Origin of the sequence: Streptococcus sp. 27098_8_113 (genome assembly GCF_041432545.1) — a bacterium.
Lineage (GTDB): Bacteria > Bacillota > Bacilli > Lactobacillales > Streptococcaceae > Streptococcus.
Genome location: NZ_JAPVZU010000007.1, coordinates 37,697 through 51,710 on the forward strand (window position 1 = coordinate 37,697; position 14,014 = coordinate 51,710).

General features: G+C 41.5%; 15 protein-coding genes and 1 pseudogene. 6 read left to right on the forward strand and 10 right to left on the reverse strand.

Annotation, left to right across the window (positions count from 1 at the left end):
- The first annotated feature begins 126 nt into the window (after nt 1-126).
- From O3644_RS05375 to O3644_RS05395, 5 genes and pseudogenes are all read left to right on the forward strand, one after another.
- Nucleotides 127-996, forward strand: coding sequence for a primase alpha helix C-terminal domain-containing protein (locus O3644_RS05375; RefSeq protein ID WP_048766545.1), 870 nt, complete (start codon nt 127-129; stop codon nt 994-996).
- A 19-nt stretch (nt 997-1,015) separates the two neighbouring features.
- The gene (locus tag O3644_RS05380) at nt 1,016-2,647 is read left to right on the forward strand and encodes a phage/plasmid primase, P4 family (protein ID WP_048766543.1); all 1,632 of its coding nucleotides are present in this window, start codon (nt 1,016-1,018) and stop codon (nt 2,645-2,647) included.
- 294 nt (nt 2,648-2,941) lie between these two features.
- Nucleotides 2,942-3,118, forward strand: coding sequence for a hypothetical protein (locus O3644_RS05385; protein ID WP_193388941.1), 177 nt, complete (start codon nt 2,942-2,944; stop codon nt 3,116-3,118).
- A gap of 11 nt (nt 3,119-3,129) precedes the next feature.
- Entirely contained in the window at nt 3,130-3,588 is a 459-nt protein-coding gene (locus O3644_RS05390; RefSeq protein WP_371595245.1) for a hypothetical protein, read from the forward strand.
- 98 nt (nt 3,589-3,686) lie between these two features.
- Nucleotides 3,687-4,196 (forward strand): annotated as a pseudogene (locus O3644_RS05395) (hypothetical protein).
- A gap of 249 nt (nt 4,197-4,445) precedes the next feature.
- Here the strand turns inward: O3644_RS05395 and O3644_RS05400 are convergent.
- Nucleotides 4,446-4,799: a type II toxin-antitoxin system PemK/MazF family toxin gene (locus O3644_RS05400; protein ID WP_048766534.1), complete on the reverse strand. Its 354-nt coding sequence runs from the start codon at nt 4,797-4,799 to the stop codon at nt 4,446-4,448.
- Entirely contained in the window at nt 4,783-4,998 is a 216-nt protein-coding gene (gene mazE / locus O3644_RS05405) for a type II toxin-antitoxin system PemI/MazE family antitoxin (protein ID WP_048766532.1), read from the reverse strand. The genes O3644_RS05400 and mazE overlap by 17 nt, the downstream gene beginning before the upstream one ends.
- 133 nt (nt 4,999-5,131) lie before the next feature.
- Between mazE and O3644_RS05410 the strand changes: the two genes are divergently transcribed.
- Nucleotides 5,132-5,566: a DUF1492 domain-containing protein gene (locus tag O3644_RS05410; RefSeq protein ID WP_048766531.1), complete on the forward strand. Its 435-nt coding sequence runs from the start codon at nt 5,132-5,134 to the stop codon at nt 5,564-5,566.
- 1,078 nt (nt 5,567-6,644) lie between these two features.
- On the opposite strand, the gene O3644_RS05415 is transcribed toward O3644_RS05410, so the two are convergent.
- The 8 genes from O3644_RS05415 to O3644_RS05450 form a co-directional block, all read right to left on the reverse strand.
- Entirely contained in the window at nt 6,645-7,103 is a 459-nt protein-coding gene (locus O3644_RS05415) for a GNAT family N-acetyltransferase (protein ID WP_048766529.1), read from the reverse strand.
- A gap of 15 nt (nt 7,104-7,118) precedes the next feature.
- Nucleotides 7,119-7,544: a GNAT family N-acetyltransferase gene (locus O3644_RS05420; protein ID WP_371595246.1), complete on the reverse strand. Its 426-nt coding sequence runs from the start codon at nt 7,542-7,544 to the stop codon at nt 7,119-7,121.
- A 63-nt stretch (nt 7,545-7,607) separates the two neighbouring features.
- Nucleotides 7,608-8,618, reverse strand: a complete 1,011-nt coding sequence (locus O3644_RS05425; RefSeq protein WP_062004103.1) for a S41 family peptidase — start codon at nt 8,616-8,618, stop codon at nt 7,608-7,610.
- A gap of 71 nt (nt 8,619-8,689) precedes the next feature.
- Nucleotides 8,690-8,959 carry a hypothetical protein gene (locus O3644_RS05430; RefSeq protein WP_061911068.1) on the reverse strand — a complete coding sequence of 90 codons (270 nt, stop codon included), beginning with the start codon at nt 8,957-8,959 and terminating at the stop codon, nt 8,690-8,692.
- A 42-nt stretch (nt 8,960-9,001) separates the two neighbouring features.
- Nucleotides 9,002-10,402 carry an amino acid permease gene (locus O3644_RS05435; RefSeq protein WP_371595247.1) on the reverse strand — a complete coding sequence of 467 codons (1,401 nt, stop codon included), beginning with the start codon at nt 10,400-10,402 and terminating at the stop codon, nt 9,002-9,004.
- A 130-nt stretch (nt 10,403-10,532) separates the two neighbouring features.
- Nucleotides 10,533-12,521 carry an FtsX-like permease family protein gene (locus O3644_RS05440; protein WP_371595248.1) on the reverse strand — a complete coding sequence of 663 codons (1,989 nt, stop codon included), beginning with the start codon at nt 12,519-12,521 and terminating at the stop codon, nt 10,533-10,535.
- Nucleotides 12,514-13,281, reverse strand: a complete 768-nt coding sequence (locus O3644_RS05445) for an ABC transporter ATP-binding protein (protein ID WP_048766518.1) — start codon at nt 13,279-13,281, stop codon at nt 12,514-12,516. Before O3644_RS05445 ends, O3644_RS05440 begins: the two co-directional genes overlap by 8 nt.
- 531 nt (nt 13,282-13,812) lie before the next feature.
- Nucleotides 13,813-13,944, reverse strand: coding sequence for a hypothetical protein (locus O3644_RS05450; protein WP_005590956.1), 132 nt, complete (start codon nt 13,942-13,944; stop codon nt 13,813-13,815).
- Between the last annotated feature and the right edge of the window lie 70 nt (nt 13,945-14,014).

The window sequence follows — 14,014 nt, forward strand, 5'->3', positions numbered from 1 at the left end:
CCGCACAAAGCGGCGGTAAATATCATGATATGAAAATTTATAAAGATAGGCAGCCTAAACCTCTTACACACGAGGAACAAAAACGCTTAAAACGCCTGAAAAAGAAACGGAGAAAGGGGCGATAGGATGGCTATCTACGAAAGCCGAGGATTTGGATCACTAGTCCGGCCATATAAAGGCAAGTTAGAGCCGTTTGAATATATCGCACAGTTTAAACCCATGGCAGTCCCAGAGGGCGCAGATATTGAGGAATACAAACAAACTGTGGCGCCCTACTGCTTAAGTGGAAAAATAATTGTAGAAAAAAACGGCAGCTATCGCAGAAGTAATCAAAGTTTAGTTTATCGTGATTTGATTTTCCTTGATTATGATGAGATTAAGGGAACAACTGAGAGATTCATAGAAGCTGTTTCTAGCGCCTTGTTTGGCTTCTCCTATATTTTATACCCAACTATAAAACATAGCCCAGAAAAGCCCCGTTTTCGCCTTGTGGTGAAACCTGACAACGTGATGAATGAGGCAACCTATAAGCAGGTAGTGAAAGAGATTGCTGACAAGATAGGGATTCCCTTTGACATGGCTAGTTTAACCTGGTCACAACTCCAAGGGTTACCGGTAACAACTGGAGAACCAGCAGAATATCAAAAAATTATCGAGCATGGCCTAGATTATCCAGTACCACAGGGGAGTGCTGAACCACTCAACAAAATAACTACTACTGCTACTCCTTACACCCCCAGAACAAACGGACAACGCTCTATCACTATGAGAGTCATAGACACCCTTTTCAATGGTCTTGGTGACAAGGGCGGACGGAATGTAGCACTCACGCGCTTTGTAGGACTACTCTTTAATAAGTGGGTGGATTGTGACATAGAAACAGCTTACGAATTGGCAAATATAGCTAACAACGTGACGCCTGACCCGTTGCCTATCGAGGAGCTAGACCGTACTTTTACCAGTATAGCTAGAGCAGAATTTAGAAAGAGAGGGTAGAACCATAGAACTAGAAGAATTGAAAAACCTAAAAAGTGAAATCTTAGATGCGCGTGAAACCGAGGATAAGTATTTCAAAACATTCAAAGGTGTTAGGGGACAACTAATCAAAGAATGCCAGGAACTCAAGGAAGAGGCTTATCAAGCAGCCTATGATGGAATTATGGCTGATAGCAAGCACCTTGAAAATGTAAAAGACGGAAGATTGACCATAGAGCAGCACGAGGAACTAGCTAGACAAAAAGGGCAAGAAGCGAGTAATAAAGCCCTACCTACTAAACCGCTAGGCGTGGCAATCATGCTGACAAAGCATATTCGCTTTATCAGGATTAAACCAGAGGCACAAGGGCAAAAAGCCCCACTCTATTTCTATAACCCTGATTTTGGCATCTGGGTAGAAGATAACGAATTTTTACAGGATCTTATCTCTATAATCTTCCCAAATGCTACTGAGAAACAAGCCTTTGACACATTGTATAAAATTGCTAGACAGAGCCAAATGAAAGAGATTCAAAGTGACTATACTGTTATCGGTAAGCAGCTTTACAATGCCAAATCAGGCATATTTGAAGATATTACACCAGCTATAACGGTCACACGAAAGATAAGAACGAGCTACAACCCTAACGCAAAAGAACCAATCATAAAAGGTTGGAAACCGACAACGTGGCTTCTAGAATTATTTGACGCTGATACGGAACTTTATAACCTCGCTATCCAGATCATAAAAGCCAGTATCACGGGGCAATCTTTGCAAAAAATCTTTTGGCTATTTGGCGAGGGAGGCACCGGAAAGGGCACTTTCCAGCAGTTGCTGATCAACTTGGTGGGGATGGAAAATGTGGCCAGTTTGAAAATTACAGGCTTAACTAAAAGTCAATTCTCAACCTCTATCCTATTGGGAAAGTCCCTAGTTATCGGTGATGATGTGCAGAAAGACGCTGTTATAAAAGACACGTCAGATATGTTCAGCTTAGCAACTGGCGACATCATGACCATTGAAGATAAAGGCAAGCGACCATATAGCATACGCCTGAATATGACGGTGGTACAATCTTCTAATGGCTTACCAAGAATGAACGGGGATAAGTCGGCTATTGATCGACGATTTAGAATTTTACCTTTTACCAAAGTATTCAAAGACAAGCCTAATAAAGCCATAAAAGAAGATTATATCAACCGAAAGGAAGTCCTGGAGTATTTGGTTAAGTTGGCGATTGAAACACCGATTACTGATATTAACCCTATGAAGTCTATTGAAATCTTGGAAGAACACCACAAAGATATGAACCCTGTTATTGATTTTATTTCCAAGTTTTTTACTGATGATCTAAACAGTGAATTTATCCCTAATAGTTTTGTCTATCACGTTTGGAAGTGTTTCTTGGAGTACTATGACATAAAACAATCTAGGTCAGAAATGGGCTTACACCGAGAAATTAAGAGTAATCTTCCTGAAGGTTTCGCAGTTGGCCAGAAAACTATTCCAGCGGGTCAACAGATTCATAAAGGTTTTTATCCTAAAGAGGATTTACCGTCTTTTGCCAGTCTTAATTATTTCAATGGCAGAGAAACCCCAGAAAGACAGAAAAAACCAAAAAATGAACGAGGTTACTACAACAATAGGCTAAAACTTAAGAAAAAACGTTGAAATTTTATACACTTTATACACTAGCTTATTTTTTTAACACACTTAGAAACACTGTATTATCAATGGTTTTAGACACTTCCCACACTTTATACACTTTTTTTGAAATTTCCCTATAAGAGTATTATAGAAAGCTCCCCTATTATTTGTTTATATATATTTTATTTTTAGTGTATAAAGTGTCTAAAGTGTATAAAACAAGACTTTATCCCTTGATATGACTGGGTTTTAAATTTATACACTTTCAAAACTAAGTGTATAAAAAACAAAAGAAGCGTCTAAAAAATGGAGGAAAAAATGAAAATCAAACTATTTTATCGACAACAGAAGCAAAGCCTACAGGAATTTGAATCTCAAGTCAACGACTTTATGGCAAGTGTTGAAGTTGTGGATGTGAAATGCACTGAAGCGACTGAAGGTGATTATGAGAATTTAACTGCAACATTGGGTCTACTGATCCTATATAAAGAATAAGGAGGAATCCCATGACAGAACCAGCATACTTCGAACAGGCAGATCAAGAACTGGAGGAACTCAACCGTAAGCGCAGGGATTTTATGACCGATGCGACACCAGTGTGTCTTGAAGATACGCCTGAATTGATTGAACTAGGTGAAAAGCTCCGGACAGAAGATACCAGCATAAACGCCTATGAGTTATACAGACACCCTGAAGCGCGTGCAAAGTTATTCGCCCAAATCGCGGAAGCCTGCTTCTTGCTGATTGCAGATAGTTCACCAGTAACAGTGCAGCCAACACAAGCACAGCGGATCCATTTTTGCGAGTACCTAGAAGGGCAGTTCCAGAATATCATTAAGAAGTTAGTCGCAGGCACAGACAAGCAAGCCCTGGAGTCTTTACTTGGAGCTTTGCAACTACCCAAAGAAAAACAAGCTCAGTTTGTCCGTGATGTGGCAGTAAGTGGCTTACTCAGTGAAGAATAGCAGCAAAGGGGCATTGCCTCTTTTTGTGGCTTAATTGCTACTTATCCCAATAGATTTGGGTTTTTCTGTATATAGGTATTTTTGAACGGATGAAAACTATAAAATCAATAGCTATTGAGACATTTATAAAGCCATTGAAAATAAAAAATCTAACCCATGGTATAGCTGAGTTAGACGGCAGGAAACTAGAAATAGACTTAGATAATTTATATATCACCCTTGGCAAAGACTACTTTGATTTAGATAGAATACCAGGGACTAAGGGAGGCTATCGCTACTTCTTTCTATGCCCTATTTGTGGTCGGCGGTGTAGAATACTTTATAAACGATATTTGCTCTATGGTTGCGGATCATGCCAGAAAATACACAAGTCAACCCTGAACCGCAGTAAAACAGATTGTCAATACTATTGGGAGAGAGCACTGAGAGAGGCTAGAAAGGTATAGCCGGGTTGGAGTCCTAAACGTGGCGGATATATGTTTGACGCTTTTCCTGAACGACCAAAGTATATGAAACATGACAAGTATTATAAGCATTATCAAAAATTCCTGAACTATACTAGAAAAGGTGACGGTCTTTGGATGACTGGCTTGGGTAGATTGAGGTAGCTTCTTGGCCACTAAACGGAATGGCTAAAGCTCTAAAAAAGTACCAAGTCTTGGGTTAGGCTGCGCGTGCTCAAAGCTCGAGCAAAGCTGGAGAAAATGCAAAATATCCCCTACCATTTATACAGGGAAGGAACAAATATCTCTCCTTATCTGCTTACAACATGTTGGCAGGTATGGAAAAGTATGTACACATTCTCCCAGTTTTCGAAAACAGAAAAAGCCAAGACGCTCCGCCTTAGCTTGATCGATTCATGCTTCAAAGATGAAGTTATAGAGTTGAACAACCTTCTGAAAGCTCGGTGTGTCCATGGTGGTGATTTTTTGCGCCTGGCGTTCTCGAAAGTCGAAGGTGTAGAGCTGGAGCGGATTCACTGAGCCGTCTACCTCAGAGGATAGGACAGGAACCAGCAAGCCTAGCTTTTCTAGTTTCTTCTGGCCATGCGTAACAGGGCAGACGGCAACGAAGCCAGTGCGTTCTGAGTATTCCTTACGAGATACCACCACAGCAGGGCGGCGCTTCTGTATCTCACGCCCGACAGATGGATCAAAGTCTATCCAGATGATATCCTGCTTTTCTGGGACATAGTTAGATTTCGCTGTCAAGTAGTTTCACCCCTTCAAAATCATTTTCCATACGGAGGTCAGCCGCTTCAGCGAATGGATCTGCAATCTTTGGAGCTAGGACGATCACATTATCAGCGCCTTTGTAAACGACCATTTCTTGACCTTCCGGGACATCTAGCGCCTTGGGAATGGTCACAGTCAGAGAGTTCCCAACTTTACGGGTTTTTACTGTATCCATTTCTTTTCTCCTTTGTTTGTATATATCAAGTATATACCTAAAAAGAGAGAAAAGCAAACAAAAAGCCAGCCTTGTGACTGACTCCTTGGTATAGATTTGATAGATTTATTATACCACAAGAGGAGGCCAAAGCGTGACACCAGAGCAAGTAAAAGCAAAGTTAGAAGGTATTAGATGGTTAGATAAAGAGATTCAGAGTTTGCAGTTAGAACTTCAATATCTAGATCAAGGTCTATTTAAAAAATCAACTCTGACACAAACCAAAGTCCAGACTAGTAGAGTGAACAATACAGAGAATGAACTTGTCTATGTTTTGAAGTTGAAAGAAGATATACAAAACAGACTTTCCAATCTAATCGAGGAACGTTCAGAAACTTCTAAACTCATTGACAAACTGAATGATCCTCTTGAAAGGTCAGTGTTGCGGATGTTCTATGTCAATCACTTGGAAATATGGAATATCGAAGACAAGATAGAAAAGTCAAAAACTACAATTTACAGGATAAAGAGTTCAGGAATAAAGAAGCTTGCTAAGCTCATGGATGATAGAGCTTCTAAACTTACTTAGCAAAGCAACTGCTTCCGCTACTTGCCTTTTGGCCAAATGCTTCAGGCTATCACTTATACTGTTCAACATTCGGAAACTACCCCCTATTTTTTTGGACGGGGCTATATTGTTTCGGTTTAAAAGGACGCGGCCTTTTCTGTGCGAAAAATTCCCTTTTTGAAAATTTTAAAGCAGAAAGAAATGCGGTATTATTAGGCTTTTAAGTTGATTTTTTAACTATAAGGCTACCCATTGACTAAGGATATTTATAAAAACAACCTAGTACTAACAAGTTCTTACACATTCCACCAGTTATCGTGAGGACGAAGCTACGCATGATCGAGCCGAGAGTGAACCAAGAAAGATTTTCATTTTTTAATTGAACAAGGAGCGAACAAAGAGGACTGCAAATATCGAGAGTAATAAAAGATTAACACTATCAAAGGCAGGAGCTATGGGCCTACCCTCTACTCTTTACGTCCTTCACACCATCACTATACATTTTTCACGGAACAATTAAGAAAAGGAGTATGCTTTTTACGGCCGATATGGACATAAGGATAAGAATTATTCTTCACAGATTTAGATTAAGAGGAAATATGATATAATCAAGATATAAAGGATAGAGGTTGAAAAGTATCCGCCTCCAACGCGCCACTTAGCTAGTGGGTCGAGAAATGCGGGCGACATTCGGCGGTCCCGCCTATCCTTTCTTATAGCTAGCCCTTAGAAAAAAATCTAGGGGCTTTTGTGAAGTTATAACTCTACAAAGCATGCACCTCATGATATAATATATCTATCAGCAACTCCACAAGTAATTAAAAAAGCACCTTGTGGGGTGCTAGTTCTTGCCTGCTGAACTCATCAAATTTCATGCCCTTTCGAGGGCTTTTTTTGTTCACCTTTTTGTGGACTCCTGAAGAATATCAAAGATGAACTAATATTGGTATTCTTACTATAAACCGCTATAAATCACTGTAAAGAGACACTAAAGAATATCTAAAATCATGGTTTTTCTAAATTTCTTCAAATGTCATGATTTTCTCCTTTTGTTTATTAATACTCTTATCAAAATTTGCTATTAGCAGTCATAGGTAAGTTAAAACTTCTTCTCCATTTCCACAAAGAGATGAATATCGCCATTGCTTTCCTGCGGAATGCGCCTCACCACTTCAAAGCCCATGTTGAGATAAAGCTGCTGGGCTCGGTGATTGAAGTCAGCCACGGATAGGCTTATGACTTGGGGCGCAAAATTACCCATGATAAAGTCCAGAATTTCCTGCAGAAATGAAGCGCCCTGGCCTTTTCCACAATTCTCCGGCTTCATCCCCAAACCAAGCTCCAAAGTTCGCTCTCCTTTCTGCTCCAAGCAGAAAAATCCATAGAGTTTCTCTTCTCGCAACACTTGATAATAACGGTCCCCACGCGCTTCAGGGGAGACCATTTCTTCATAATCTTCCAGATCATTTTTCATATCATAAAAGTCATAGGGTGCCTCATAATGCCAGTCGTTAGCAATTTCTAAAGCATGCTGATGGCTTAATTGTTCAATTTCCATCTTCTCCTCTTTTCTCTAAAATTCCCAATAAAAGCGTTTCTGGTCAGCTTTTTCGCTGCAGCCAAGACTGCGATAAAATTCATGGGCTGCGGAGCGGGAAATGCCTGAATTAATCCGAATTCCTGTGTAGCCTGCTGCTTTTGCCTCTTCACGCAAAGCTTGCATCAGCGCTCTGCCATGTCCCCGCCCTTGAAAATCCGGAGCGACGGCCAAAGCTAAGAGATTGAGCAAGGACGGGAAATAGAGACAGTCGTAGCTAGCCGCATGAGCGTAGCCTATGACCTGACCGCCTTCTTCAGCTACCAAAATCAAATGCTGGTCATTCTCTAGTAACTTTTTCAGTTGAGCCTCTGTCGCTCCCCTATCGAAGTCATAGCCCAGGCACTCAGCATTAAGTTGCTGAATGGCTGCGGCGTCTCTTAGTTTTACTTTACGAATCATTTGTCACCTCGTTCTTCTCTTTATTATAGCAGAAAAGCAGTCTCTTTGACTGCTTTCAATGAACTATTCTCCCATCTGTCCCTTCAACCAAGACTCGGCCTCTTCTAAAGGCTGATCTGTTGGGATATCTGGCTGAATTGCCTCATTCTCGTAAAGCTTGCCCGTGCGATCTAGGATACTCGAGGTAGTCAAGAGCAAAACCGCTCCATCATATAGTTGATAATAATTATTTCCCGTAGTATAGCTTGCCGTTGGCTGACCAAAAATTTTAACATTTTCAAGTCCCTTAAAAGCTAAAACAGTCATTTCTCCTGAGCTGCCTGTCTTCCCATTGGTAAGGATGGCTATGGGCACTTTCTTTGCTTTCTCATCAGTATGCTCCAAACCAAGCTGCTTCAGAACATCTGACCGAGAAACCGCACTCTTGCTTCCGTTTTTATAAACGAATTGGAAGAGGTCTTCATCAGGCAAAAGAGAGGACAGGCCCGCAATCATCGGATACATATTCCCGCCGGTATTATCTCTCAAATCTACAAGAACTGCCTGATAATCATCCTTTTTAAGAGCTGCTGACAGTTTGTTGGCATAAGTCTTCGCCGCTTGTGCGTCACCAGTGAAATCAGGAACTTTTAAATAGAGAATTCCCTCCCGATTCTGCACTTCAGGCTGATTTTTGCTTTCTGGACTATTTTCGGGATTATCCTGTGGGCTTAAAAAATAAGAATGCTTCCCGCCAGCCTCTTTGGTTAATTTTTCCAAGACAGGATAGGTGTCTTGATAAGTCTTGGCTGATTCAAGCTTCTCTAAAGCTTTCTTTTTCTCATTTTCCCAATCTTTATCCGTATAAAGACCAAAATCAAGCTTTTTCACAACCGAGCGAGCGTAGTCCTGCGGACTAGGTGGAAAAAGAAAAATTCCATAGTCTGGACCAAAGTAGACTAGAAAACCTATTAAAAGAGCAAGCAAAACCAGTACTGTTCCCAAGCAACCTAAAAGAACTTTTTTCATAATTGCACAACCTTTCTTGTGAGGATTCCTGAGCTGATTATAGCAAAATAGAGACACGTTTTCCATGTCTCTACCTTACATTTATAATCGTCAATCTTACATTTTTGTAAGATTATTTTATTTTAATCTACAAAAGCTTATTTCCATCTTTCACTCTTGGAAAACGCAATCATGAGACCAGAACCAGCTAGAACCGCTAAAATGACAAGACAGATATTTTTCAGAGGATACAGCCAGTCTTTATTTTCCTCATGCCATCTTGACTTCCAAAGTCCAACATAGTCAGCGCTCATATGTTCAGGTTGATTCAACTGGATATTGATTACAATGGCTAGTAAGATAAGGGCAAGCAAAGCAAGCGCAAACAGCCAAACTTTCTTCTTTTTCGTTAGGTTAAAACTCTTCATTCTTTTCTCTTTCTACGTTCTGTTCAGAACAACTTTTTTACACTATTTTTCTTTCACTTCTATTCCTGAATGGCGGTAACCATAACCAAAGTAAATCAAAATTCCCAAGAGCAGGGCGATGCCAAAGGCCAACCAAGTATCCCATGTGTACTGAGTCATAAAGGAAAGGCAGATGATAATAGATAAAATAGGAGTTAGAGGCACTAGCGGAGTTTTAAATTCTCCAGCTTTAGGCTGTCCCTTTTCCTTCCGCAACTTCAAAATGGCAAAGGCCAACATAATCAGATAAGTCAAGGTACAGATATTGAGGAAAGAGGCGATGCTAGCAAGAGGAAAGATACCCGCACAAATAGCTGAGGCAATCCCCACTAAGATGGTAGCATTTTGAGGCACACGGCTAGTAGCAGTTAATTCCTTGAAAGACCGCGGTAAAAGTCCGTCGCGCGCTATACTGTAAATCATCCGAGACAAGGCATAGGTCATGGAGATGCAGACAGTGATCAGGGTCAAAATCGCTACGATAGAAACATAATTGGCAGCCCAATCTAGTCCAATACTGCGAAGTGAAAAGGCTACTGCATCTGGAACATTTAGCTTGGTATAGTGGACCAAACCTGTCAAGACCAAGGTTACCAAGATATAGAGGATGGTCACAATCCCAAGGGAAAGGACAATACCGCGTGGCACATTTTTTTGAGGCTCTTTGATCTCATCCACAGACATAGAAATCGACTCAAAGCCCAGAAAAGCAAAGAACATCAGAGAAGCTCCAGCCATAATCCCCGTCTGACCGCCATAAATCTGACCAAAACCAAAAGGCGCAAAGTTAGACCAATTCTCAGGTCGAAGATGGAAAAGCCCAACGAGAATAAAGAGAGCCAAGGCTGAGAATTTTAGGACGACCAAGGCTGAGTTAAAGCGCAGGGCTGCTTTTGAGTTTAGAAGTACCACGCCTGTCACAAAGACCAAAACCAGAATAGGCAACAAATCCACATAAGTCCCTGCTTTTGGATTGAATGTGCCATTCAAGGCTGTCGGTAGCTGGATATGAAAGCCGCTCAAAAGCCCTTTCAAGTAAGAACCCCAGCCAGAAGCCACACCTGATATAGCTGTCATAAATTCCATGATGGTCAGCCAACCAGCCAGCCAAGCCGGAAATTCCCCTAAAACAGCGTAAATATAGCTGTAAGCTCCGCCATTAGCCGGAACTCGAGAGGCAAACTCCGCATAAAATAGGGCAGAGATGCTGACACATAGGGCAGAAATCACGATCGACACAATCAGAGCTGGACCTGCATAAGTCGCCGCCCCAATTCCCGTAACCGTGAAAATCCCTGTACCAACCATGGCACCGATCCCTAAAAGAATCAAATCCATCAGCTTCAGATGCCGCCGCATTCCCGTCCTGTTTTTACTGGCATCTTTTTTTCGAAAAATATTCATAAAATCTCCCTCCAAAGCATAGATGGCTTATTATATCATAGATTATTGGATTTACCAAAGTCTCTTTTAAAATGCCACTTTATCATTTGTCAAAGAAATAAAAAATAAGAAGCTGGGAAACCCCAACTTCTTACATAGAGACAATTTTACGATAACTGCGGGAAGTAATCATGAAGACAATCACATAGCTGATAAAGAAGATCGCACAGACACCCAGTGTCACAGCCAGCATGAGAGCTGAGTTAAGAACACCAAGAGCAGACAAGATCAAGCTCAGCATATGATAAGCAAAGGTCAGATGGATAAAGGCGAAGGCCAGCGGCAGGAAGAAAACAATCAAGATCTGTTTCCGAATGGTTTGTCTGATTTGCTTCTCATCCAGACCGACCTTTTGTAGAATCACAAAGCGATCCCGATCCTCGTACCCTTCTGAAATCTGCTTGTAGTAGATGATGAGGATGGTTCCCAGCATAAAGACGATTGATAGGAAGATACCGATGAAGAACATACCGCCCAGCATGCCTTTGATTTCTTGCTTATCAAAAGCTGTTACCGAGCCATATACCGCTTGATTTTCAGGCAAGGTCTGATTAAACTGATTCAATTTTTCTTGGTAAGCATCCCTCAGATTACGCTGTTCTTCCGTTGACAGCTTTGTATCAAGCCAGCCATAATAATTAAGGTTTACAGCATATTTATCCGTCATTGCAGAGAAGATTTGGTCAGGATTTTTAAGAACCATGTAGATTTTCTCTGGGACGATCATGTTCATCTGATCGGGTAAATGCCCAAAGATAAAGTCTTCTTTGAGTTCCTCTTTGATTTTAAAGGTCTGACCAGCCAGCTGCAAGTCTTGCTTAGAATCTAACTTCACTCCTTGCTGATAGAGAGCCACTTCATCATCCCCAAGATTCAGAGTTTTCCCTGTCATATTCTGATAATCCGCTTCTGAAATAGCCAAAATATACGTTTTCGGTGTGACAAATTTTTGAGCGGCAGCGTTGATATCGAGCTGGTTGTCAGCACGACTTGTCACTCCCATCGTATAGTATGGATAGACACCTTTCTTTGTGACTGGTAACTGCTGCTCATTCACAAACTCTGTCAGCACTTGGTCCATCTGCTCACCTGTGGTTCCTTTTCCTTGAATGCTAAAGTCATGAGGAAACATAGCCTTTTGCATGTAGTCACCGCCAGCATAGATATTAGCTCCGCCAGATAAGGTTACCAAAACCATGGTTGATAGGATAGCAATTGTCGCCAAGCCCACCGCATTTTTCTTCATGCGGAAAATCAGGTTGGAAACGGAAATCATGTTATTAGGTTGGTAATAATAGGACTTCCTCTTTTTCAAAAATTGTAGAAAGACTGTAATTCCAGCATTAAAGAGCAGATAGGTGCCTAGAATCACAAAGAGCACTGCGACAAAGAAGGTAAAGACTGCTGACAAGGGATTGGTCACTCCTAGTGCAAGGAAGTAACCGTATGCCAAGGCTGCCAGTCCAAGTAGCGTTTGTAGGAATAAAAAGCGACTTTTCTTTTCTCCGCTATTCTTTTCTTTGACTAATTGCAGCGCATCAAGCTTTCTCAGGCGCAGACCATTGCTAATCATCAAGCAGAAAAAGACAAAGGCGTAGAAAACAGCAACCGCGATAACTACAGCAGGCTGAAAAGTTGACACCAAGACGACCTTTATCGCCATGATTTTCAGCAAGAGAGCATAGATTAACTGGTCAAATAAGAGCCCAATCCCTAGTCCAAGGATAAGAGTGACCAGACCAAATACCAGTAATTCGATTACCACCATGACAAAGAGGTGGAATTTATTGAGCCCTAGCACACTGTAGAGCCCCAGCTCTTTGGAGCGATTCTTGAAAACAAAGCTATTAGCATAAAAGACGATAATGCTGGTCGTGATGCTGACAATCACCATCCCAAAAGATAGCACCATAGAAACGGCGCTTGCCCCCGTCATTTTTACTAGGTTGGGATTAAAAGTCAGGGAGAAAAAGATGTAGGAGATGGCGATAGCCAGACAAGTCGCCAGAGCGAAAGGATAATAAAGCTTACGATTTTTGATTAAGTTAGAAAGCGCAAGCTTACTAGTTAATCTAAGCATGAGCTTCCACCTCACTTGCCATGACCGTCAGCGTATCGGAAATCTCTTGGAACATCTGTCGCTCGGTCTTGTTGCCGCGGAAGATTTGATTGTAGAGAATCCCGTCCTTGATAAAGAGCACCCGCTTGGCCCGACTAGCTGCCGAAGTCGAGTGAGTTACCATGAGAATGGTTTGGCCGCGGTCGTTGATATCGTCAAAGACATCCAAGAGAGCAGCCGAAGACTTAGAATCTAAAGCTCCTGTCGGCTCATCCGCCAGCAAAATCTCAGGCTCGGTGATAATAGCGCGAGCAACTGCTACCCGCTGCTTCTGCCCACCGGAAATTTCATAAGGGAACTTCTCTTGCAGTTTGTTAATCCCTAACTCGTTGCAGGTTGTAACCAACTTTTGCATCATCTCGGTAATGGAGCGACGAGAAAGCACCAGAGGTAGGAGGATATTATCCTTGACCGACAGGGTGTCCAGCAGATTGAAGTCCTGAAAGACAAAGCCTAATTTCTCCCGACGGAAGCTGGATGCTTGGCTATTTTTGATGGTCGCTGTGTCAGTTCCATTGAGAAAGACGCGGCCCTCAGTTGGCTTGTCCAACATAGCTAGGATGTTGAGAAGGGTGGATTTCCCAGAACCTGATTCCCCCATGATGGCCACGTATTCACCTTTTTCTACCGTAAAGTGAATGTCTTTCAACGCCTCTACTTGGCTGCCCTGAAAGCGAGTTTTATAAATCTTTTTCACATGTTGTACGTCTAATAATGTCATACTTAAACCTCTTTTTTTATTTATGTGTAAAATGGTTATTTAGCTCATCTTTCAATACTTTGTTAGCTAGCTCTACTCTACTATTGCCTGAGCCACTGCCCCTACTGAAAGCAAACTAAAAACGATACTATTATCATACCGAAAAGCCCGATATGTTTCCATAAGCTAATCTTTCATTTTGGACGCTAATCTTACATTTTTGTCACTTAGCGATCTTCCCATTATGGAAATACCTGATTTTCATTAAAGGGAAAGGGCTGTATGATTTGGGTTGCTTTCCCAGTTTGCCTCCCTAAACTTTCAGTTCTATTTGAGCAAAAAGGCGGTGGGACGAGGCTGGGACAAAAGTCCTAGCCTCTCAATTGTCTTTGGATTGTCGAGCAAGACGCAGTGGTTGAGTGGGCTCTACTACGCTGATTTCATCAGCTTTTACAGCCCTACTCAACTGTGCGGAGGTGGGACGACGAAATCGAATTCTAACGAATTACCGATTTCTGTCCCACTCTCCAGCCTCTTCACTGCATCTGCTTCTTAATGACTATATTGTAACCAGAAATAATACTGGCTTGATGCACAGCCCAGTCTGGTTTTTTCGATTTCTTCCTTAGAAATCTTTTGCGCCATTTGTGTTTTTTGTTTATGGTTGAAGAGATTTGTTTTCATAGTGGGCCTCCTTTTATTTGGATATTATTTGTGATTTGTTTTTCCTTACACCTATATGATATAAAATTCC